The following is a 21935-nucleotide window of genomic DNA, read 5'->3' on the forward strand; positions in this document are numbered from 1 at the left end:
GAACTCCGTTAATCAGTCTTTGAACTGGATTCATCCACCTCAGAACTCCGTTAATGAGGCTTTGAACTCCGTTAATCAGTCTTTGAACTGGATTCATCCACCTCAGAACTCCATTAATGAGGCTTTGAACTCCGTTAATCAGTCTTTGATACTCGTGAATGAGTATTAGAACTCCGTTAATGAGTCTTTGAACTTTGTTTACTCGTCAGGCGTTCCCGGAGGGTAGGCTAATGCATCCTGAATTGTTGATAGTGCGTTCCTACAAGCTAGGCGATCGCGCGTCTTGCATAATTAAACTATCCCCTCTATTGCAATCACTTATGGCGATCGCCAGTCAATGCCAGCTAACTTTAGTAATTCATAATTAGCCAGTAGGGTTTGTTATACTCCAGGCTAACGCACCCTGAAGTGTTGATAGTGCGTTATGCCAACAGCGTTTTCCATGTAGCAACCAGAGCAGCGATCGCTCTTTATGCAAGTAAAGATGGATTGAGTTTATCAACAAGTATGAGACTTCAAAATCGATTATTTAAACTCATTGCTTTTATACTCTTAACGATAGTCATTATTGGACTAAATCTTATCTTGCTTAGGTCAAGTGTAGATTTAATACGCGACGTAAATTTGCTATATGCTGATTATTCTTTATTTCAATTAGCTAGACATATCTTGAGAGTTTTTGGAGCAACTATAGTTGAAGTAGCTTTAGTATGGTTATTAGGAATTTTAAATATTATGTCTTTACGATACGGTTTAATTATTACTTTGGTTCTGCTTATTTTCAGTGGAATTATAATTTTAGTGCCAATTAGTATTTAAACTAGATTCTGTCTCCAGCGGGCACTTCGCGAGTTTGCCCATAATAAAACTATCCTTTCTATTGCAATCACTTATGGCGATCGCTAGTCAACCTCAACTAACTTTAGAGGAGTTCCTCAAACTGCCAGAAACTGAGCCAGCATCAGAATTTATCAATAGAGAAATCATTCAAAAACCAATGCCTCAAGGTGAACATGGCCTGATTCAGACAACTTTGTGTGAAGTTATTAACGGCGTAGCGAGAAATCAGAAAATTGCCATAGCTATTTCAGAACTGCGCTGCACTTTCGGCGGTGCGTCTATTGTTCCTGATGTAGCCGTGTTTCGCTGGGATAGAATTCCTAAAACTTCATCTGGTAGAATTGCCAATCGCTTTGAAATTCATCCCGACTGGGCAATTGAGATTCTTTCCCCAGACCAAAAACTCAAACAAGTATTGAATAAGTTATTGCATTGTTCGCGCAATGGAACTGAATTAGGCTGGTTGATTAATCCAGAAGATGAAAGTGTGCTGGGGGTGTTTCCTGGACAGCGAGTGGAATTATACGAAGATGCTGATAAATTACCCATACTTGAGGGTATCGAGTTGGAACTGACAGTAGAACAAGTTTTTGGCTGGCTGAGTTTGTCGTAATGTCACAATACACAATCTCAAATCTAAAATGTATAAATTTATTGTCTAAACGGTAGAACAAAAGCTAAACAAAGTGTTATGACCGCAACTACCTATAAATGGACAATTGAACGCTATCACCGAGCAATAGAAGCAGGTATCTTTGACGACCAGCCAATTGAATTATTGCGCGGCGACCTGATCGTTATGCCCCCAGAACGAGAACTTCACGCCTACTACAACACAGAAGCAGCTGATTATCTGCGCGTACTGCTGGGTGAACGGGTAAAAATCCGCGATGCCAAACCGATCACTCTCCCCAACGACTCAGAACCCGCCCCCGATGTTGCTATTGTCAAACCTTTAGGCGAGGTCTACCTAGAACACCATCCCTACCCCGAAGACATCTTCTGGATTATCGAATTCTCTAAAGCCACCCTCAGCAAAGACTTGGGTGAGAAAAAAGACATATACGCAGAAGCAGGCATTGCTGAATATTGGGTTGTCAACCTCAAGTCTTCACAGTTACAAGTATTTCGAGACTTGAAAAATGGGCAATACACAACAGAACTAACATTAACTACAGGTACTATTGCCCCCCTAGCCTTTCCCGATGTATCCGTTCAAGTTCAGCGACTTATATGTTTGCCAAAAATATAGCAAAGTGCTGAGTGTTGAGTATAAACCCAGTTGCTGTTGAATTTTAGTTGAGGTTCAAGTGAAGGCGAAACTAAAATCTTGAACAAACCTACAAATTTTTATACACTTCATCATCATTACGCTTACCAACACGAAAAACGTCAACTAGCTTATTCTCGTTATCAATGGTGTACAAAATTCTGTACTCGCCTTGGTCAATCCGATACCCACCTTCATATCCCTTCAAAGCTTTGCAGTCTTGGGGCTGAGGATTACCTTGAAGTGAAAAAATTTTTGCTACAACTTGCTTAAATTGTTTTGCTTGCAAGTCTAACAAATCTTTCTCAGCAGTCTTTGCAATCCTTAAAGTGTAGCGTTCACTCATTTCCACGCTTCGCAATTATTGCGTCTAGCGTAGTAAAGCCATCATTTTCTTCAACTGCACGACGAAGTTCAGCAGAATCAATCGCATCTTCTATAGCTTCTAATAGCTTCAAATCTTCAAGCCCAATAATTGCTGCAACAGGTTTTCCGTGACGCTGAATCACAATGCGATCGCCACGATATTCAGCACGATTAATCAACTCTTGAAAATTAGCACGAGCTTCACTTGCACTTGTGACAGTCATAGTGTCTCACAAAAATAAATAATTGACATTGCCTACAATTCTATATTTTGTACAATTTTAACAAATTGTACAAAATATAGAATTTGTACCAATATAGTACCCGATAGGAATAATAATTTCTAGATCAAAGAGTGACTTTTTAGAGTTAGTGGACTATTAGCGATGACATACAGTATTAAAAAAAGCGATCACCCCACTTCAAGAGCGATCGCTTTTATCTAAGTTGGTAATCAGCACTGAAGTGCTAACTACGAAGGAGACTATAGTTAGTTCAAAACAGATTGCATCAGTGGTTTATCTTCTGATACTTTGCCGGAACGCAACCATTCATTGAGTTCGGCTGGTGCTTTTGCTCTGGCAAGACGTTCCCGTAATTCTGTACCTTCGAGAATTTCTCTTTGTAGCAGTTCCTCGGCGGTTTCTTCTAACAAGTCGCGGTTTTCATGCAGAATCGTCAAGGCTATGTGGTGAGCATTATCTACTATCTGCTTAACTTCGCGGTCAATTTCCTCAGCTACTTTCGGGCTAATCGATCGCCGCGGGTTGCCGTAACCTTCGATGAACTGTTGTTGTGTCTTCTCAAATGCTACGGGGCCGAGTTTATCACTCATGCCGTATACAGTAACGTAGCGTTCTGCTAAGTCTGTGGTTTTCTGGATGTCGTCACCCGCGCCTGTGGAGACTTTGCCAAAGACAATTTCTTCAGCAGAACGTCCACCCAACAGAGTAGCAATCCGTCCACGAATTTCGTCTTCTACCATCAAAAAGCGGTCTTCTTCTGGCATTTGAATTGTGTAACCCAAAGCACCAACACCACGGGGCACAACGGAGATTTTCTCGACTTTACCAGCACCAGGCATCAAAGCACCAATGATGGCGTGACCAACTTCGTGATAAGCTACGGTCTTCTTCTCGGTTTCATTCAACACGCGAGAACGTTTTTCTAACCCAGCAATTAGACGCTCAATGGCTTCGTTGAAATCTGCCATGATTACCGCTTGCCGATTTTGACGGGCTGCTAACAATGCGGCTTCATTTACCAAGTTGGCTAAATCTGCCCCAGCAAAGCCGGGAGTTCTGATGGCAATGGTAGCTAAGTTAACATCTTCAGCCAATTTCACGTTTCTGGCATGAACTTTGAGAATCGCTTCTCGACCGATTTTATCAGGGCGATCGACGACAATTTGGCGGTCAAATCTTCCAGGACGGCGCAATGCGGGGTCAAGAACTTCTGGACGGTTGGTAGCGGCGATGATAATTACGCCTGTGTTGGCATCAAAGCCATCCATTTCTGTAAGTAACTGGTTGAGGGTTTGTTCGCGTTCATCATTACCGCCGACGAACCCACCAGCACCACCGCGAGACTTACCGAGTGCGTCTAACTCATCAATAAAGACGATACAGGGAGCTTGTTTTTTAGCTTGATCAAACAAATCGCGGACTCGTGCAGCACCTACACCAACGAACAGTTCAATAAATTCGGAACCAGAGATGCTGAAGAAGGGAACAGCTGCTTCCCCGGCGATCGCTTTTGCTAATAAGGTCTTACCTGTCCCTGGAGGCCCTACCAGCAGCGCACCTTTGGGAATTTTCGCTCCTAAGCGGGTATATTTGTCAGCGTTCTTCAAGAAATCGACAATTTCTTCGAGTTCTACTTTGGCTTCATCTACGCCAGCTACATCGGTAAATTTAACACCAGTACTGCCATCAGAAGAGATGCGGGCTTTGCTTTTACCTACCGTTAGCGCTGCGGGGCCGCCTCCTTGACGATTGATTAAAAAGCCCCAAATACCAAAGAAAATTAACGGTGGTGCTACCCAACTCAGTAAAGTCGCAATCCAGCCATTTTGATCTGGTGGTGGCGCACCAAACTCGACGTTATGCTCGCGGAGAATCTTGGGTAAATCTAAATCTAGAGCTACTGGTGTGGTGGTGAATACTTGTTCAGTGGGTTTGCCATCTATTTCACTTTTGAGGACGTATTGAATGCGATCGCCACCCACAACTGCTCGTTCTACTTTACCCGCTTCTACCTGAACAATAAAGTCGCTGTAAGGGACTTGTGGCGATCGCGGGCCAAAGAAAGTAGGAACAATATAGTTAAGGAGCAACAACAGGGTTAGTAAAATTAGAAAACTGCCACCAAACTGCCGCAATCTTGGCGGTTTAATTTGGTTTTTGTTATTAGTTTCAACAGGCATTTTGATGTATCCTCAATTTGAATTTATCAGTTATTAAGCTCAAAATAATTATTAATTCGTAATTCTTAATTCCAGTCAGAGGTATGATTTTTTCTGGTTTTAACTCTCGGCTGAAGCCGTAGGGTAATAATTACGAATTACGAACTATCAATTACGAATTATCTTGGCTATTTTTTCAGCTTAATAGCAAAGCAAATAGACCACACAAAGCAATGCCATCAAACACACCCGCACCACCGATACTTAGTACCCCAGCACTCATAGCTTGAATATCTTTAAGATGCAGCAAGTCAGCACCAATTACAGTTCCTAAAACGCCGCCAGCAAATGCTACAGGGGCCGCATGGGGAGCAGCAAACAACATTGCAGATAAAGCGGCGGTCAGGGGAGCCAACAACGGATTCATTTGAATACCTATCCCTGGCACTACTCGCGCTGCATAATAGCTAACAACAGTAACAATGGTAGTGACTAGCAAAATTGCTAAGATATTTCCCTGAGTAAATTGGTAAAGTGCCAATGTCACCGGAATTAAGCCACCACCCACGTTCAGAGCTACAACTTTAGATTGCTCGACTCTTCGTAAAGGAATACCCCAAAATTCTCTTAACCACAGCGCCGCAAAGTCGTCGGCTAATTGGACGCGAGTTTGTAGGCGATATAGCGGTATATTGATTGTGCTGGTAAGAATAATCAACAACAGCAATAAAAAGGCAACATTGGGAGAAAATCCCAACTTGGCAGCTGCAATTTCCACCACATCTACTGCTACAGCAAACCAGAGAAAAGGTAGTAATAGCAGTAATACCAGAAATAGCAGTAATGAAACTGGTAGGTAGATCATGGAAATTGAGATACAGGATTGTGTTTTTAACTCAGCCAAATGCACTTAGAAGTTGAGTATCCAATCCTTTAACGAATGAAAAGGATTAAGCGATGCTATATTTCTTCTCAGAATTTAGAAGCAGTCAAATTAACACTCACTTCAGCATTGATGATGTTGTTAGCGATCGTGACAGTTGTGGGTGCGGAATATGAATTGCAAAGATTTGTATCTGTTAGGTCTATTCTAGAAACTAGATGGCGTAGACCAAATTCGTGTATACCCCACAGAAAAATGTGTATTGCCGAACTTTTATGGAAAACCACCTGGGATTAGTTCTAAAAGTGCTTTTACTCTCGACTTTGCTATCGCTGTTGATTAAATACGTAGCGCCGAGCCTGATGATTCCGGGGACAAATACAATTGCCCTAGTTAGCGTTTTGTTACCGTCTGTAATTTTAGCGATCGCACTACTGTGGCGATTCCAAAGACAAAACAAAATTAGCTGATAACCTGATGGGCGGAAGTTGCTAGAATCAGCTAACCTAGCTGCATTGCCAGAAATATGCAGCTTGCCAACCGCCAGGAGTCAGCCTGTGAATTTAGGTCAATGGATCGGCTTAATCGCCATAATTATTTCGTTATACATCTTGTGGCAAATTAAAGAAGTGCTGTTGCTAATGTTTGCCGCAGTTGTATTAGCCACAACCTTGAATCGTCTAGCACTACGCTTTCAACGTTTCGGCATGAAGCGTGGATTTGCCGTACTCCTGTCAGTGGGAATCTTTTTAGCTTGCGTTGTTGGCTTTTTCTGGCTGATTGTGCCGCCTTTTGCCGCTCAGTTTAATGAACTAACCTATCGAGTTCCCCAAGGTTTCGAGCGGTTCAATAGTTGGTTTAACGCACTAAAAACCCAAGTTCCTAGTCAGCTAATACCTTATATACCGGATATAGACAGTCTAATCAAACAAGCACAGCCATTTATCAATCGAGTACTGGGAAATTCTTTCGCTTTCGTTTCTGGCTCGTTAGAAGCTGTCCTTAAAGTTTTGCTGGTGCTGGTTTTAACAGGAATGTTATTAGCCGATCCCTACGCTTACCGCAAATTATTTGTGCGGCTTTTTCCCTCGTTTTATCGACGGCGGGTAGATGGCATTTTGGATAAGTGCGATGTCTCATTGGGGGGATGGGTAACAGGCGCTCTCATCGCTATGGGTGTAGTAGGACTGATGAGTTTGATTGGCTTATCACTTTTGGGTGTGAAAGCGGCGCTGGCTTTAGGAGTTTTGGCAGGATTTTTGAACTTAATCCCTAACCTTGGCCCGACAATGAGTGTGGTTCCAGCAATGGCGATCGCTCTTTTGGATTCTCCTTGGAAAGCTGTTGCTGTGTTGATTCTCTACTTGATCATTCAGCAAGCTGAAAGCAATTTCATCACACCCGTCGTCATGGCACATCAAGTTTCGTTACTACCAGCTGTGACATTAATTTCTCAGCTGTTTTTTGTGACTTTCTTCGGCTTTTTAGGATTATTGCTGGCGCTACCTCTAACTGTTGTCGCTAAGATTTGGTTGCGAGAAGTCTTGATTAATGATGTTTTGGATCAATGGGGACATAGCCATACAAAAGAGTCAGAATTAGTCATAGTTTCTGACTCTCCTAGCGCAGATGATAGCAAGAGGGCAGAAAGTTCAGTGATTCCTAGGGAACAGCCAATTGATGATGCTTGGCAAGAAGAAGATTAGAAAGTAACTACCCCGTTGCGCGATCGCCATTTCCGTTTTCACTTCCTCATTATTACCACGCTATTTCATCATGCGTCGCTACATCATTTTTGGTCTTGGTGCGATCGCACTGTCTCTAATATTCAAAGATTTATACAATCCCGAAATTCCCCAACAGCCAGCCGCAGTATCTATAAAGCAACCTCAGCAATCTCTATCCACGAAAAAAGAAAGTTCAACATCATCCCCTGCAACTAATGTTTCTGCTAACTCTCAAGCAGCAATTTGGTCACGTCTTCAGCAAGGAAGAGGCTATGTTGTACTCATGCGTCATGCTTTAGCGCCAGGAATAGGCGATCCGCTTGATTTTCGCCTTGGTGATTGTTCTACACAAAGAAACTTATCAGATGAAGGCAGAAAACAGGCAGTACGAACCGGAAAAGCTTTTAAAAGCCGAAATATTCGTGTTTCTAGAGTTCTATCAAGCCAGTGGTGTCGTTGTTTAGAGACTGCAAAACTGATGAATTTGGGTGCAGTTAAGCCTTTCCCACCTCTGAATTCCTTCTTCCGTAATTACACAACGCAATCTAAGCAAACTGCACAACTACGTCAGTTTATCTTGAATAAACGTAATAGCTCTGGTGTAGTTGTAATGATCACCCACGAAGTCAACATTACAGCACTCATCGGCGATATTTACCCACAGTCTGGAGAATCAGTGGTGGTGCGAGCTAATAAACAAAACAAAATAGAGGTGGTTGGACAGATTAAACCGATTTGATACTTTCAACAGGAAATTATCCAAAAATCTATAATTTATCGAGATATTATATTCTTCAACAAGCCTTGCAACAAAGAAGATATAAACGAGAAAAGAGTTGATTGTGCGTCTACTAACTCGCTCATAATTAATATGTCAATTCGCTACATTTAAAATGCGGACAATTGCGGAAATTAATCATAAAATCAGCCGTCAAGATGCAGTGGTGTTGACTGTTGAAGAATTAAAAGCAAAAGTTGCAGAAGTTGGTATTACTAAAGCTGCTCAGGAAGTTGATGTAATTACCACTGGCACTTTTGAGCCGATGGAAGCCAGTGGTGCAATTATTAATCTCGGACACACTGATCCCCCAATCAAAATTCGCCGTTGCTGGTTAGATGGTGTTCCGGCATACTCTGGTTTTGGTGCAGTAGATTTATATCTTGGCGCTAGCTGTGCAGTAGATGTAATCGATGGCGAAGAAGTCCGAGAACGCGGTGGTGGCCATGTCATAGAAGATTTGATCGCAGGTAAAACTGTACACGTAAGAGCGCAAGGACAAGTTACAGATTGTTACCCACGGGCAATGTTTGAAACGACAATTACCCGTGAAACAATAAATCAGTTTTATTTATTTAATCCGCGTAATCTTTATCAAAATTTTATTGTGGGGGTAAATGGAGGCGATCGCCCACTTTTTACTTATCTTGGGCCTTTACAACCACGTTTAGGGAATGCTGTTTACTCTAACCCTGGTGCGATTTCCCCTCTATTCAATGACCCTGATTTGCAACTTATCGGCATTGGCACACGTATTTTTTTAGGCGGTGGTATTGGCTATGTTGCCTGGGAAGGTACTCAGCACTTCCCCTTACAAAAACGTTTAGCCAATCATACACCAATTGGCCCGGCTGCTACTTTAGCTTTAATCGGTGATGCCAAGCAAATGGATGCTCGTTGGGTACGGGGTTGTTACTTCAAAAGTTATGGGCCTTCATTGATGTTGGGCGTCGGTGTACCAATCCCCGTGCTAAATGAAGAAGTAGTTGAACGCTGTGCTGTGCAAGACAAAGATTTAGTAGCACCAATTGTAGACTTTTCAATTCCCCGGCGGGTTCGTCCCACGTTTGGTTTGGTGAGTTACGCTCAACTCAAGTCTGGGCGTATCACAATTGAGGGCAAAGCAGTACGCGTTGCCCCCCTTGCTAGTATGTTTCTCTCTAGAGAAGTTGCCTCAGAGTTGAAACAATGGATTGAATCTGGCAAATTTACCCTCACAGAGCCAGTTTCTCAAATTCCGATGGAGCGAGCTTTTCTACCACAAGACCGTTGGACGGAATTTTGATATTGGGGACTGGGGGCTGGGAATTGGGGACTAGGAAAAAGCAGGGGAGCAGGAGAGAAGTGACGGGTACGCAGGGGTTTCCCCAAGTGAAGCAACTTCAGGTATCGGGGGAGAAAAAGTCCCCCGATACCCGGTACCCAATCCCCGATCCCTAATCTTGAGGTGGTTTCGGGCGCTTTACGGGCTTAGGAGCAGGCGTTTTTGGCACAGGTTTCGACACTGCGGAGGAGTCGCCGCCTGTTTTTCTGATTGGGCGTGGAGTTTCGCCACCCCTTCTTGGGGGGAATGGTTTCCTTCCGCCGCCAGCACGAGGGCCGCCTTTGAATGGTGGTCTGCGCTTTTTAGGCAGGTCAGCGATCGCCTCAGCATTTTCTACTACTAATACATCAGCTTCCCGCTTCACTTGGAAGTCCCAAAACTTACCTACTGCTTTGGTGGTCAGCACACCCCTCAGCTTTAACTTAAAATACTTGGGTTTATCAGTTGGTTTGCGTGCAGCCTGCTTAATTTTAACCACCAAGCTCTTAGCGTCAAAAGACTGGTAAACTACTTCGCCACGAACAGAAAAACCACCATCTGGAATGTCTGATGAGGCTTTAAAAGTATTCGTAGCTTCTTCGGAACTCTCGGACTCACTATGATCGCTGATGTACAATTCTTGTGAATCCGAATCTTCCTCATCCTCCTCTGTAAGATGTTTAGCCAGTTTTTCTGGCTCCCAAACTCCTACAATTTGGATGTGCAATGTATCATTTTCTTGTCTTGTGCGCGGATAAACTACCCATAGGTGTTCTTGTGTTAAATCTAAATGATTCTTAACTAAACTCATAATTCGTCCTAGGAGGACAGCATTGAGTTCTACACCATCTGTAGTTAACAGAGTACCTTGAGTAAATTGTTCGTCGCTGGCATGGTAGCGGCCCCGAACTAACCCGATCGCTCGATACTGCATCGGTTCACTGGGAGGCGGAATCGGTTGCTGCCGATTAACGAAATTCCCATTTGAGGCAGTCTCACTAGGGTTAACGGGTGAATTCTCAATTTTAGAGGCCTGGACTGCTACTGTAGGAACATTAGCGGTTGCTTCTATGTTAGTTGGGCCCTGGTTAGAGGCAGAAGGGTTGGAGGATTCAGGCGACGGCATCAGGTCGGAATTCATAAAAACTCCTTGCGGCGGAGACACATCCCATTGTGGGATTTAACGAAGGCAGCTGGAAAGAGCGTTTGTGCGGCTGATGAAAGTATATTTGCTTTCAACCAAGCTACTTTAGAGCGCCCTGTACGATTCTAAAGACGCAAAACTTATTTGTACACCAAATTTTCTAATTTAGCGCCTTTACACTAGTTTCGGAAGCATATCATAGCTACAGTTCTGACGGCTCCTCCTAAAGTCATCACTTAACTTAAGCAGCGTGGATAGTTATTTGTTATAAAATTCACAGACAATCGACGGTATTCCGCAAAGTTTTGGAAATTTTTAACTTTCTAATTTGTGTAAATGATAATGTCATTAGAGTTTAGGAGCAGAAAATTTTGTGTCTCAACCGCGCAACAACTGGATAGTTAAGGTCGTGTTGGCTCTGGCAGTTCTTGCTTTTGTGGGAATTTCAATGGTTCCCCTAATTACTGCATTTAATAATACGCAACCCTCAACCCAGAATAACGCCAGCGCTGGGGGCAGTTTGCCTTCCTCTGACCAAAAATCAAAATTGCAAGACGAAGTTCGGGGTTATGAACTGGTTTTGCAACGGGAACCAGAGAATCAGACAGCTCTTAAAGGCTTATTACAAGCGCGGCTACAACTGTTAAGTCTCAAACAAGGAGACGTTCAAGGAGTAATTACTCCTTTAGAAAAGCTAGCCAAGCTGAATCCAGACCAGACAGAATATGCTGTACTCTTGGCTCAAGCCAAGCAACAAATTGGTGACAAGGAAGGCGCAGCCCAAGCTTATCGTGCTGTTTTAGCAACCAAACCTGGCGATCTCAAGGCTTTGCAAGGAATGGTGGCTCTTTTGTTAAGCCAGCAACGCCCCGAAGCAGCCATTGGTTTATTGCAAGAGACTTTATCTGCTGCAAATCAGGCAAATACAATTCAGCCTGGAAGTGTGGATATTGTTGCTGTGCAGGTACTTTTAGGCAATGTTCACGCCTCCCAAAAACGTTATCCCCAAGCTATCTCTGTATTTGACCAGGCGATTAAGAAAGATCCCAAGGATTTTCGCCCGGTTTTAGCCAAGGCGATGCTCTTGAAGCAACAAGGCAAAGCCGCAGAAGCCAAGCCTTTGTTTGCTAATGCTTCGGCTTTAGCACCTGCTCAGTACAGAGATGAAATTAACAAAGCAGCAGAGGCTTCCCCAACTCCTACCCCTGCTGCATCTCCCACACCCTCGATGGAAAGTACACCCAAGCAATGAGGAAGGTAAGGCAGAGGGCAGAAGGAATTTGGGACAAGGAAGGGGACAAGGAGAAAATATTTACAATTCTTTCACTTTGTCTACAGCCCCCAATACAGTTCAGATAAGCCTTTTTTCTCCTCCTGCTTCCCCTGCTTCCTCTGCTTCTCCTGCTTTATTTTTATAAAAGGTCTAATAGAGATGAGGGAGTTGTAGTTGAGTAATTTTAAATTGTGGGTTTCACGCGCCTTCTAGGGCTGCAACGACACCAAATATTAGAAACAAGCATCCACCAATAAAAGTGAGTTGACGCTCGGAGATACGCCCTGCAATCATTTTTCCACCGATTACAGCGATCGCGGCACAAATGGCGTGTCCTAAAACCGCGCCTGTAGTCACTCCAATGGGGTTATTTCCGGCTGCTAGGGCAATGGTGGCAATTTGCGTGCGATCGCCCCATTCTGCCATAAATGTCAATACAAAGGCTTCGATTAAAATTGCCAGTGGTGTTTTACGTTTCGGCAATTGTAAATCGGCTTGCTTTACCACAGCTTCGGCTTCTTCTACAACTTCTGTATCACAAGTTAAGGCAGACATCCGACTGGCTTGGTACAACAGCTTAATACCAAAGGCAATAAATAAAGCTATTTCGCCATAATGAATATAAACTTTTGGCAACAAAGACACTGTTTGTCCCAACATCACCGAAAGGATCGTCATTGCTGCTAAAGCGGCTGTTACCCCCGCGAATACCAAACGCCGTGAATGATGCATCGCTAAAATCACGGCGATAAAAAAGGTTTTATCCCCTAACTCCGAAACTGTAATTAGTAATAAACCTGCGGTAAAAGCTGTTAGCACTCTCTCAAGCTCCTGAAAAATCATTTAGCGATGTGAGCTTGATGAGAGCCACAAGACTTCACCAAGCTTCACACTTTTTTGGTGTGAACTCAGTGAAGGTCTCGCTTCCAAATGTTGATTACTTGTCATCTGAACCAGGCTTATTGCCAGTATGTTGATTCAGATGTACTGGCTTTTAGATGTTTTTGCCAGCAGCTACTCCCCTTCTATTTCATTGAAATTGTACATCTATCGTAAGTACGAGTCAACTTAATAGGAAATATCTTACAGAACACAACATAATATTAATAGTAGGGTGGGCAATGCCCACCATATCCGGGTTTTGCTGGACAATGCCCACCCGACGACGTGTATTTCAAAAATTAGATATAAATCTTACATCTAATATTAATAGCGAAACAATATTTGAATCTTATATAAGACATAAATATTGCTATAAATCAAAATTAAGTGAGCTGATAATCTCCAAAATCTGCAATGAATCAACGACTTTATCTACCATTCGCGGATAGTCAATGGCGCATAAAGATGGGGTTAAAACCGCTTCAAATCCAAGACTGGATTGAAATTGACGATCAATTTGCCACCTACCTCAAGCGTAAGCAAGAACTTTTACAAAACTCTCATTCTGAGGTTTTTGCCAGTTTACCAGGTAGTGAAAGCGCACAAACAGAAGTACTTAATCTATTGCTAGATTATCTCCCGGAACGCTTTCCAAATTATTATCAACGCCAAGGAAAGCAAATCAAAATCTTGCTGACACAACAAATTTGGAATATTGAAGATTTTGAGATAAATCCTCTCGATTTAGCAGGACGCTTGGTGCAAGAAGACTTGTGTTTAATGCAACCGAGTCCAGAAGGATACATTTTGGTTGCTGCTTCAGTTTGTTTTCCTGCCCATTGGCGGTTACAGGATAAATTGGGGCGGCCGATGAATCAAATTCACCAGCCTGTTCCTGAGTATCCACAGAAGCTAGAGTATCCAGTAAACAATTTTTTTGATCGCCTCAAAGTAGATAGTCCAGGATATCGTTTGAATTGGGGCATTGCTGATACTCCAGAACTGTTTTTAGGACACTCTCAAAGTTCCAGCCGATTAGACACAAATCTTACTGCTGACCATGTAGGGCAAAAACTTTGGATTAGGGTAGAACGGCAAACCCTGCGACGACTGGAAATAACCAGTCATATTCTTTTTACAATTCGGACTTACGTTTATCCACTTTTTATCTTAGAAAATCATCCAGCGATCGCTCAAAGTTTATCGGCAGTAATTCAACAAATGCCGCAATCAATGCTGCAATATAAGAATTTATCTTCTAAGCGAGAGGTACTGCTTGAGTATTTAACCAAAATCTCCAATATTTAACCGTGAACAGTGCTTTTTTCTAAACAACTTGTATCAAACTCCTCACACCCCATTTTTAATTTCAATACTTCCTCTCTTGTGGCTCAAACATATTAATCACCACTGGGCGATATTGAATATCAATACCAGCTGGTGAATAGTAAGCCATTGTGTGTTTGAGAAATTTACTATCATCTCGCTGGGGATAATCTTCGCGGCTATGTGCGCCGCGACTTTCTTGGCGATTTAGGGCTGAGGCTAGAATAGTCTGCCCTACCACCATCAAACTCCGCAGTTCTAAAGCTTCGACAATTTCTGTATTCCAGCAACTGCCTTTGTCATCTAAGTGAATTTGAGGATATTGCTGTTGTAATTCTGCCAATTTCTCCAAACCTTGACGCATTAATTCCTCGGTGCGGAAAACCCCACAGTAATCAGTCATACAATCTTGGAAGGCTTGACGAACTTGATTAATGCGGTACTGCCCAGGTTGTTCTAGCAAAGCTTGGATTTGTTGCTTCGCTTCGTTAACATAACGTTGCTCGTCCACTATCGGTAATTTGCGGTTTTGCACAAATTGAGCGATCGCAGCCCCAGTTCGCCTTCCATAAACTACGCACTCTAGTAGGGAATTACTACCGAGGCGATTTGCACCATGTACGGAAACACAAGATGTTTCCCCAGCCGCAAAGAAGCCATCAACTAGACCATCACCACTGCTGCGGACTTGCCCATCAGTGTTAACAGGGATACCACCCATACAATAGTGAATTGTTGGACGTACTGGCATAGGTTGAGTCACAGCGTCAACGCCTACTAAGCGATGGGCTTCTTCCCAACAGAAAGGCACACGACTCATAATTTTTTCTTTGCCCATGTGACGCAGGTCAAGATAGACAAATGGGCCACCAGCACTACCATCGGGATGGATACCACGACCAGCGCGAATTTCATAAGTGATTGCCCGTGAGGTAATATCACGAGGAGCCAATTCCATGCGGCTGGGTGCGTATTTCGCCATAAAGCGATCGCCCTCAGAGTTGATGAGATATGCCCCTTCGCCGCGTACCGCTTCGGAAATTAGCACTCCTACTGGATATAACCCTGTGGGATGAAATTGCACAAATTCCATATCTTCTAGAGGCAAACCGGCGATCGCAGTCATTGCCAGACCATCACCAGTAGAAGCGTAATCATTAGAGGTGGTGTTATAAACGCGACCATAACCCCCGGTGGCAAACATTACCGCTTTAGCCCGTAGCACCTCTATATGCCCATCCAGCAGGCTGAACATCACCACACCTTTCGCCTGACCTTCTTCTAAAATCAGGCGCATCACATACCACTCTTGATAAATATGCACGCCATAACGCCGTAGGTTGTTAACCAATTCGTGCAAAATCGCGTGACCAGTTTTATCCGCAGCGTAACAAGTACGTTTATGGGAATGTCCACCAAAAGCACGTTGGGCAATGCGACCATCAGGCAAGCGCGAGAATAAAACACCCATGTGTTCTAAATCAATGACTACATCCGGCGCTTCCTGGGCAAGAATTGCTACAGCATCTTGGTCTGCCAAATAATCAGAACCCTTGACGGTATCAAAAGCGTGTGCTTGCCAACTATCTTCTGAATCAACATTTTTCAGCGACGCCGCCATACCGCCTTGGGCTGCGACCGAGTGGGAACGAATAGGGTGGGTTTTGGCAACCACGGCGATATTTAAGCTGGGGTCTTTGCGAGCAATTTCCACAGCAGCTCGACATCCTGCCAAGCCACCGCCAACAATAATCACATCATGTTCAAGCATAATTAGTATTCTCTTGTGAATGTAAAATGCTGCTGTTCTATTTTAGAGATGTGATTCATTAAGTTGTGTGTTGCCCTTCGAGAGGTGTAAGTAACTGTCCTCACCCCTTATAAAAAATTCCCTGCCAATCGACAGGGATGCTATTTCGATTTTGGATTGTGAAAGTCAGTCGCCTCAATCCCAAAACGTCAAATTTAAATTTTAAAATCCCTTCAACTAGTTGCTTGCACAGGTTGTTGCTGAGAAACATTACCGGGTATAGGTTCGGTCTTTGTTCCAGGCTCTATAGCAGTTAATTCAATATGATTTAACAATGTAGTTACAAACGCAAACAGCAAGAAAGGCAGCGATAACAAGACCACGAGGCCAACGGTAGCTAAAGCATAAACTGGTCGTCTGGCCCCCATCAGCGCCAAGGCTGATGCCAAACTTATGGTAATTGTGATCAACCAAACAATTATTTGACCGTAAATATCACCAAAGGTCAGGGTACAGACAAACCGATACTTTTGAATATCATTCATCTTCATCACATTTGCCTCAAGTCTCTCCTATAGGTTCTACCTTAGAACCAGGTTTGACTGAGAGGCAATTTCTAAATATTTTTGCAAGATTCGTTATATTACTTTACAACTAGGTCTTTCTATCGCTAGATGCCAATCCTAAATAATTTGATTATTTGCAATTACAAGTAATAAATGCTACTTAAATTTATACAACGGCAAAAGAAAGCTTTTACCGATTATTTAAAAAGTTTAGAATAATTCAATATTTGAGTTAGGTCAGATGAAAATGGCGTAACACAGTTTTAGTTTATTTAGCTTTTCAAGACAAAACTCGTCCTCATCGCCGATAATATAGATTACTTCCAGTAATTTTGAGGTAAGCCAAATGGTTTTGACTCCTCAACAATTTGATGCCATTATGCCTGATGCTAGTCAGCTATATAGCGATGAGCCAGAAATGGAAAGTTCTCTGCACTATGCCCAGCTATTACTACTAGTCACTTGTTTAGAATGGCTATGGCGTGACAGGAATGATTATTTTATTGGGGCAAATCTCACAATTTATTTTAGTCGTCAACAATTGCGGAATAAAGATTTTCGTGGCCCTGATTTTTTCCTAGTTAAACAGACTCAAAAGCGTCCTCGCAACTCTTGGGTAGTTTGGGAAGAAGATGGCAAATACCCCAATTTGATAATCGAATTGTTGTCAAATAGCACTGCTGATACAGACCGCAATTTGAAAAAAACCTTGTATCAAGACAGATTTCATACGCCAGAGTATTTCTGGTTTTCTCCAGACACTCTAGAATTTGCAGGATTTAAACTAGTAGGAAGCGAATATCAAGAGATTTCGCCCAATGCTAATGGTTGGCGCTGGAGTCAGGAGTTAGGTTTATACTTGGGTATTGATGCAGGCAAACTGCGTTACTTTACTACTGAAGGTAATTTAGTGCCAACACCAGAAGAAGCTGCTTTACAGGCGCAATTGGAGTTAGAACGGCAAAGTCTAGAGTTAGAACAGGAACGCCAACGTGCTGAACGGTTAGCAGAAAGATTGCGCTTGCTTGGTGTTGAAGATGAGTAATTAAATAATTATTTCAACTTAAATTCATCAAATTTTACAACTTCTGAATCAGGCTTGCGAGTATCAAACCGATAGCTGCTTATCGTTCCTCTTCCAGTATCAAAAATACTGAAAGCAGTAATTTCATTACTAGCAATATACGGCATTGGTTGGCCGTCTTCCCCTAACAATGGGGCAATTGTTGGTACTACAGGTTCTAAACCATTGGGGTCGCCAACTGCAACATAATTCTCTCGATATCCTATTGGCACTTCTCGCTTTTTGTTACCCCAAGCCGCACCATAAGAGTTACCAACATTAGAGGTTTCTAAAAAGTGCATTCCACTAGAACTAATAAAACGATTCCATAAATGAGAATGCCCATAGAAAACTAATTGCACATTAGCAGCCTCTAGTAGAGGTATGACATCGCGGATCAGGTAATCTGCATCCTTGGGATATTCGTAACGTACTGCCTTAATATTGCCAACATCATCCCGTTCAATTATCTGGATTGGATTTGTATAGGCAGGGACAATGTTATCACCTAGAGTATGAGGCGGATGATGAAACATTACGACTTTGTATTTTGCTTGTTTAAACTCAGAACTGTTGAGTTCTTGTTCTAGCCAATTGTATTGCTTACTGCCTTCAGTAATTGGCTCATAAATATGTTGTCCATAACCCCAATTTTCAGAATTTTGAAAATCCTTTTCTGCTTCTCGATATCTACCCCTCGCCTGTGCATCTAATTTGGGAGTTCGCCACATATTCGTAACATAAAGTACTACTAGGCGTACATCACCAAAGCTGACTGCATAATACTTTTTTCCACCTTCATTACTTGTTGGTAAAGTGAAAATCTCTTCGTATGTATCGGTATTAAAAGAATTATCTTTTAGCGATTTGTCGCCATATAATTTTTGGGCTACTGTAAGAGGAATCGGATCATCAAATTCATCGTTTAAACTTGCTGTCCTAGCAAAACGCCCCATCACTTCATGATTGCCAATGCAAGTAAATAGCGGCGCATATTGTATTATTTGCCCACCAGTATAAATTGGCTTTACGCCGTTGTAATTCATTTCATATTTGGCAAGACCTTGCAAACCGGGAAAGAATGCACCACCTCGATTATCATCAAACCATTCTGAGGCGCGATCGCTGACATTAACCAAATCGCCGGCAAACCAAACTGCATCCACTCGTCCAACTGTTTCTACTACCTTTTGCAGATTTGCTGCTGTCATCGGCTTAAGTTGATGGTCGGAGGTAAGTAAAATTTTAAGGGGTGTACCTACTTTTGGTTTGGGTGCAAGGGTAAAAACATCGCTGCTGACACTCTCGCCATCTTCCCGCACACTAGTGATGCGATAGGCAATTTGTACCCCAGGAGTTAAATTATTTACTTCAGCTTCATGTCGCCAAATTGGACGCTGAACAGGTTTTTGGTATATTTGTCCATTTTGGGTTTGGTTGTGTACTCGTGATTGTTGGTCTTCCCGTGTGCGGCTAAGTTGGGTTGTGCTTGCCAAAATAGTCTGACTGAGATTTTCCCCATAGTTGACTATGTGTTTATCACCAACAAATTCGGTAAACCATACTACTCGTACAGATGTTTCCGTTGGCAGCTGCAAAAATGGATCTGTCAGCAGTTTGGGTGCTGATATCATAATTGTTTGCCCAAATGAACGCACGCTTACCAGAGTAAAGCATACAACTAGCGCCACCATAACTAGTAAGGAAATTTTCCGGCTGCTTATACTTTTAAGCATGAGTAATACAAATTCGTAATTAAGACATACAGAACAAGGTGTAGTACAGGCTGTTTCCAATACTTTACTCTGTTCCGCAAACAATACATTCTTAGAGGATGTTTGAGAAGTATCGAACTATAGATCAACACACATGAACACAGATATTTGTGGTTCTTTTGAGAATTATTTTGATTTTGGCAATAGTTGATTAAATTTTAGTTAAATTAACTTTAATTAAATCTCTAAAGAAACATGGGAATTGGATTAAGCTGGTCTTCTATGAATTCTTGTTTTAACCACCCCATTTTTACAGGTACTTCATACAGCCGACCTGGTGCAAACTGTGCCCAAAAATGGCGCAGTCCAGGAACAACAACCTTGACAACAGACATACTAATGTCTGGACGTGTTTGATCGAGGACAAGCATTTCTAGACCATGTTTACCTGCTAAGTCAACGCAGGCAATAACATCTTCTCGCAAGTCATGACTGCGGTATGAAGAATAGTCTGTGTACATTTGAGGAATCACATTAGAATCGGGTGCAAGATATGTTTGATTTTCTAATGTCGCAGTATTACACCAAGTTTGCATATCCTGACGAGTAAATTTTGCTGAAGAATTAGAATTTGCCCCATTGGAGAGAAATACCATCTGATTCATTTCAGTAACAGCACGGAGTAGGGCAACTTTTGCATCAAAGTGAGTTCCAAAGCCAAATAAAATATCTTCTGGCTGTTGATTAGTGCGTCTGGAAATTGCGGCAAACGTAGGAATCTTTAAATCGGTAGTGAGGTCTAATACCCAAAAATCACGTCCTATAAATGTATAGTATGTTTTCAGTTTATGCAGATAAGGATCATCAAAACTATTTAGATCAACAGCAGGTCTACGCAGACGGTTGTACCACCATATTGCTACCGCATCCCGTTCTACCAACTCCATAAAACCTTGGAGAATAGCTTCTTCCTTACAAGTTCCGGCAGCTGTGCCATTGGTATCTGCATAACAAAAGCAGTGTTCTTCAGCTATCGGATAGCCATAATAACAATATGCTGTAGGCAAATACTTAAATTTCTGATGAGTGAGTGACCAGATGGGAGTCCATTCAATTTCTTGGGTAGTATCAAATGGAGCGGGAACCCATTGAATGAAGTGATGTTGCTCGTTCCAGGAAGAGCGATCGCGGTACTGAGCTACGCTATAGTACATACATTCATACGGATGAATTGCCAGTTCTCCCAGCTTGCCATAGGTGCTTTTCACCCGGAGTTCTTCTCCTGTATAAGTACCTGAGTAGCGCTCAATCGCTTCTCCTAAAGCGCTCATCTTCGCTTGTGTTGCGGTTTTTCCTTTACCAAAGCTTTTGGGACGAACTGCCTTGCGTAAATTTTCTAACTCTCTACCTTCTCTAGGCAAGCTGTGATCAACAACATAAGCATGGATGAGATCATTATTTTGGAAGGGTTGAAATAAGCTGCGGATGACTCCAGTGATGGGACTAATGTGATGTTCGTAATATTGAAAGGCTTGTTCAGGTAAGCAGCTGCGATATCCCCCATCATCACTTAACTGCTTCTGTTGACTAGTAAGTATTAATGGTTGAGGTTTCTGTTGAGCAAATTCAGTAGCCTCACCGCAACAATGACATTGAGGGCGGCGAACTAAGGTATGGCGTTGCAAGTTGAAATTGACAAGATCAAAACTTAGCAGAGTTCCTTCTAGAGAATGCTGTTCTGGGTTAGTTAACCATTTAGCAATTTCTGTCGCTGCTAGATTTAACCCAGTTTGTACAGTTGAAGGTAAAGCAGCACGAGAAACAGGAAATGGGTTAAGGGTTTGTTTTTGTTCTTGTACAAAAGACTCAACCTCACGATTCATTCGCAGACGCTGCGCTAGGCATTCCCAACATCCTGTATGCCCAGGACGAAATACGGGGCCAATCCAGATTGTACCTCCAACAGGTTTGACCAACAGCCAAGAACGTTTATTTTGCAGAGCTTCTCGGTTAAAGGTTGCCAAACCGAGTTGGAGATAATCATCTGTTAGTACAACCGTAAACTCGCCACTATCACTAACATTAATGTTCAGGGATTCTAAGATGGCATTTAATGGCTCGGTTGTAATTTTACCAAAAGTGGCGATCGCAACTTTAGCTTGTTGCAGCCTCTCAACAGCAACTTTCGCATCACCATGGAGCAGTTCCCAAAAAGCTGATTCGGCAGGTAGTATGTTATTTGCGCTGGTGATATATCCCTTATGTTCCAACTGTTCTAAAGCATAGATAATCTCATCAGCCGAAGCTTGCCCTTGAAGGCATTGAACTATTTCCTCAACAGTGTAAACTCCATTTAATAATGGTACTAGTAGGCAATATAAACGCCCAGTTAGGACGAAATGCCCCTTTTCACTGAATAGAAATACACTTTTAGGAGGAGATACCTCAACATGAAAGTGTTCTTTGAACTTCGGCTGGATGAGCATACTGCTTAAATAGGTTTGTAAAAACAAAAATCTAACTTTTGAGTAAATTAGATGCGCCCTGTGGATATAATTCCAGCGTAACTTAATGAGGGCGATCGCTTTTGCGTACATTAAATGTATCTGCAAAATCTTGTCCATTCAAAACAATATAGCGAATTG

Annotated in this window: 22 protein-coding genes; 12 read left to right on the forward strand and 10 right to left on the reverse strand. The window is 42.5% G+C overall.

Annotated features, from left to right (window positions below; translation table 11 throughout):
* The first annotated feature begins 230 nt into the window (after window positions 1–230).
* The 4 genes from AC5JL8_RS24620 to AC5JL8_RS24635 all read left to right on the forward strand — a co-directional run bounded on the left by AC5JL8_RS24620 (window position 231) and on the right by AC5JL8_RS24635 (window position 2092).
* Window positions 231–368: a hypothetical protein gene (locus AC5JL8_RS24620; protein WP_495882304.1), complete on the forward strand. Its 138-nt coding sequence runs from the start codon at window positions 231–233 to the stop codon at window positions 366–368.
* 49 nt (window positions 369–417) lie between these two features.
* Window positions 418–819, forward strand: coding sequence for a hypothetical protein (locus AC5JL8_RS24625; RefSeq protein WP_495882305.1), 402 nt, complete (start codon window positions 418–420; stop codon window positions 817–819).
* Window positions 820–892: 73 nt separating this feature from the next.
* Window positions 893–1453, forward strand: coding sequence for a Uma2 family endonuclease (locus AC5JL8_RS24630; RefSeq protein WP_495882361.1), 561 nt, complete (start codon window positions 893–895; stop codon window positions 1451–1453).
* 78 nt (window positions 1454–1531) lie between these two features.
* Window positions 1532–2092 carry a Uma2 family endonuclease gene (locus tag AC5JL8_RS24635; protein WP_495882306.1) on the forward strand — a complete coding sequence of 187 codons (561 nt, stop codon included), beginning with the start codon at window positions 1532–1534 and terminating at the stop codon, window positions 2090–2092.
* Between the two features lie 88 nt (window positions 2093–2180).
* On the opposite strand, the gene AC5JL8_RS24640 is transcribed toward AC5JL8_RS24635, so the two are convergent.
* The 4 genes from AC5JL8_RS24640 to AC5JL8_RS24655 form a co-directional block, all read right to left on the reverse strand.
* Window positions 2181–2456 (reverse strand): type II toxin-antitoxin system RelE family toxin, encoded by a 276-nt coding sequence (locus AC5JL8_RS24640; protein WP_495882307.1) that lies wholly within the window; start codon window positions 2454–2456, stop codon window positions 2181–2183.
* The gene (locus AC5JL8_RS24645; protein WP_495882308.1) at window positions 2449–2700 is read right to left on the reverse strand and encodes a type II toxin-antitoxin system Phd/YefM family antitoxin; all 252 of its coding nucleotides are present in this window, start codon (window positions 2698–2700) and stop codon (window positions 2449–2451) included. Before AC5JL8_RS24645 ends, AC5JL8_RS24640 begins: the two co-directional genes overlap by 8 nt.
* A 266-nt stretch (window positions 2701–2966) precedes the next feature.
* Entirely contained in the window at window positions 2967–4901 is a 1935-nt protein-coding gene (gene ftsH, locus AC5JL8_RS24650; protein ID WP_495882309.1) for an ATP-dependent zinc metalloprotease FtsH, read from the reverse strand.
* A 175-nt stretch (window positions 4902–5076) separates the two neighbouring features.
* Complete coding sequence (locus tag AC5JL8_RS24655; protein WP_495882310.1) at window positions 5077–5745, reverse strand: DUF1614 domain-containing protein; 669 nt, start codon at window positions 5743–5745, stop codon at window positions 5077–5079.
* 75 nt (window positions 5746–5820) lie between these two features.
* On the opposite strand from AC5JL8_RS24655, the gene AC5JL8_RS24660 reads away from it, so the two are divergent.
* The 5 genes from AC5JL8_RS24660 (at window position 5821) to AC5JL8_RS24680 (ending at window position 9553) form a co-directional block, all read left to right on the forward strand.
* On the forward strand, window positions 5821–6060 hold the full coding sequence (locus AC5JL8_RS24660; RefSeq protein ID WP_495882311.1) for a hypothetical protein: 240 nt from the start codon (window positions 5821–5823) through the stop codon (window positions 6058–6060).
* Window positions 6039–6233: a hypothetical protein gene (locus AC5JL8_RS24665; protein WP_495882312.1), complete on the forward strand. Its 195-nt coding sequence runs from the start codon at window positions 6039–6041 to the stop codon at window positions 6231–6233. The genes AC5JL8_RS24660 and AC5JL8_RS24665 overlap by 22 nt, the downstream gene beginning before the upstream one ends.
* A gap of 87 nt (window positions 6234–6320) precedes the next feature.
* Window positions 6321–7469, forward strand: a complete 1149-nt coding sequence (locus AC5JL8_RS24670) for an AI-2E family transporter (protein ID WP_495882362.1) — start codon at window positions 6321–6323, stop codon at window positions 7467–7469.
* 70 nt (window positions 7470–7539) lie between these two features.
* The gene (locus tag AC5JL8_RS24675; protein ID WP_495882313.1) at window positions 7540–8229 is read left to right on the forward strand and encodes a histidine phosphatase family protein; all 690 of its coding nucleotides are present in this window, start codon (window positions 7540–7542) and stop codon (window positions 8227–8229) included.
* A gap of 154 nt (window positions 8230–8383) precedes the next feature.
* Window positions 8384–9553, forward strand: coding sequence for a homocysteine biosynthesis protein (locus tag AC5JL8_RS24680; RefSeq protein WP_495882314.1), 1170 nt, complete (start codon window positions 8384–8386; stop codon window positions 9551–9553).
* A 151-nt stretch (window positions 9554–9704) separates the two neighbouring features.
* Here AC5JL8_RS24680 and patR read toward each other — a convergent pair whose 3' ends face one another.
* Entirely contained in the window at window positions 9705–10712 is a 1008-nt protein-coding gene (gene patR, locus AC5JL8_RS24685; protein WP_495882315.1) for a heterocyst master regulator PatR, read from the reverse strand.
* A gap of 376 nt (window positions 10713–11088) precedes the next feature.
* Between patR and AC5JL8_RS24690 the strand changes: the two genes are divergently transcribed.
* The gene (locus tag AC5JL8_RS24690; protein ID WP_495882316.1) at window positions 11089–11967 is read left to right on the forward strand and encodes a tetratricopeptide repeat protein; all 879 of its coding nucleotides are present in this window, start codon (window positions 11089–11091) and stop codon (window positions 11965–11967) included.
* A 219-nt stretch (window positions 11968–12186) separates the two neighbouring features.
* Here the strand turns inward: AC5JL8_RS24690 and AC5JL8_RS24695 are convergent, their stop codons facing one another.
* A complete protein-coding gene (locus AC5JL8_RS24695) occupies window positions 12187–12807 on the reverse strand; it encodes a TMEM165/GDT1 family protein (protein ID WP_495882317.1) in 621 nt (206 codons plus the stop codon).
* Between the two features lie 477 nt (window positions 12808–13284).
* Here AC5JL8_RS24695 and AC5JL8_RS24700 point away from each other — a divergent pair, with 477 nt between their 5' ends.
* A complete protein-coding gene (locus AC5JL8_RS24700; RefSeq protein WP_495882318.1) occupies window positions 13285–14178 on the forward strand; it encodes a heme-dependent oxidative N-demethylase family protein in 894 nt (297 codons plus the stop codon).
* A 61-nt stretch (window positions 14179–14239) separates the two neighbouring features.
* Here AC5JL8_RS24700 and AC5JL8_RS24705 read toward each other — a convergent pair whose 3' ends face one another.
* Together AC5JL8_RS24705 and AC5JL8_RS24710 are read right to left on the reverse strand one after the other, a co-directional pair.
* On the reverse strand, window positions 14240–15967 hold the full coding sequence (locus tag AC5JL8_RS24705; protein ID WP_495882319.1) for a succinate dehydrogenase/fumarate reductase flavoprotein subunit: 1728 nt from the start codon (window positions 15965–15967) through the stop codon (window positions 14240–14242).
* A gap of 212 nt (window positions 15968–16179) precedes the next feature.
* Window positions 16180–16497: a hypothetical protein gene (locus tag AC5JL8_RS24710; protein ID WP_495882320.1), complete on the reverse strand. Its 318-nt coding sequence runs from the start codon at window positions 16495–16497 to the stop codon at window positions 16180–16182.
* Window positions 16498–16858: 361 nt separating this feature from the next.
* Here AC5JL8_RS24710 and AC5JL8_RS24715 point away from each other — a divergent pair, with 361 nt between their 5' ends.
* Window positions 16859–17557: a Uma2 family endonuclease gene (locus AC5JL8_RS24715; protein WP_495882321.1), complete on the forward strand. Its 699-nt coding sequence runs from the start codon at window positions 16859–16861 to the stop codon at window positions 17555–17557.
* Between the two features lie 8 nt (window positions 17558–17565).
* Here AC5JL8_RS24715 and AC5JL8_RS24720 read toward each other — a convergent pair whose 3' ends face one another.
* Complete coding sequence (locus AC5JL8_RS24720; RefSeq protein ID WP_495882322.1) at window positions 17566–19209, reverse strand: purple acid phosphatase family protein; 1644 nt, start codon at window positions 19207–19209, stop codon at window positions 17566–17568.
* Window positions 19210–19535: 326 nt separating this feature from the next.
* Window positions 19536–21914 carry a TOMM precursor leader peptide-binding protein gene (locus tag AC5JL8_RS24725; protein ID WP_495882323.1) on the reverse strand — a complete coding sequence of 793 codons (2379 nt, stop codon included), beginning with the start codon at window positions 21912–21914 and terminating at the stop codon, window positions 19536–19538.
* Between the last annotated feature and the right edge of the window lie 21 nt (window positions 21915–21935).

This window comes from Mojavia sp. (genome assembly GCF_059505145.1).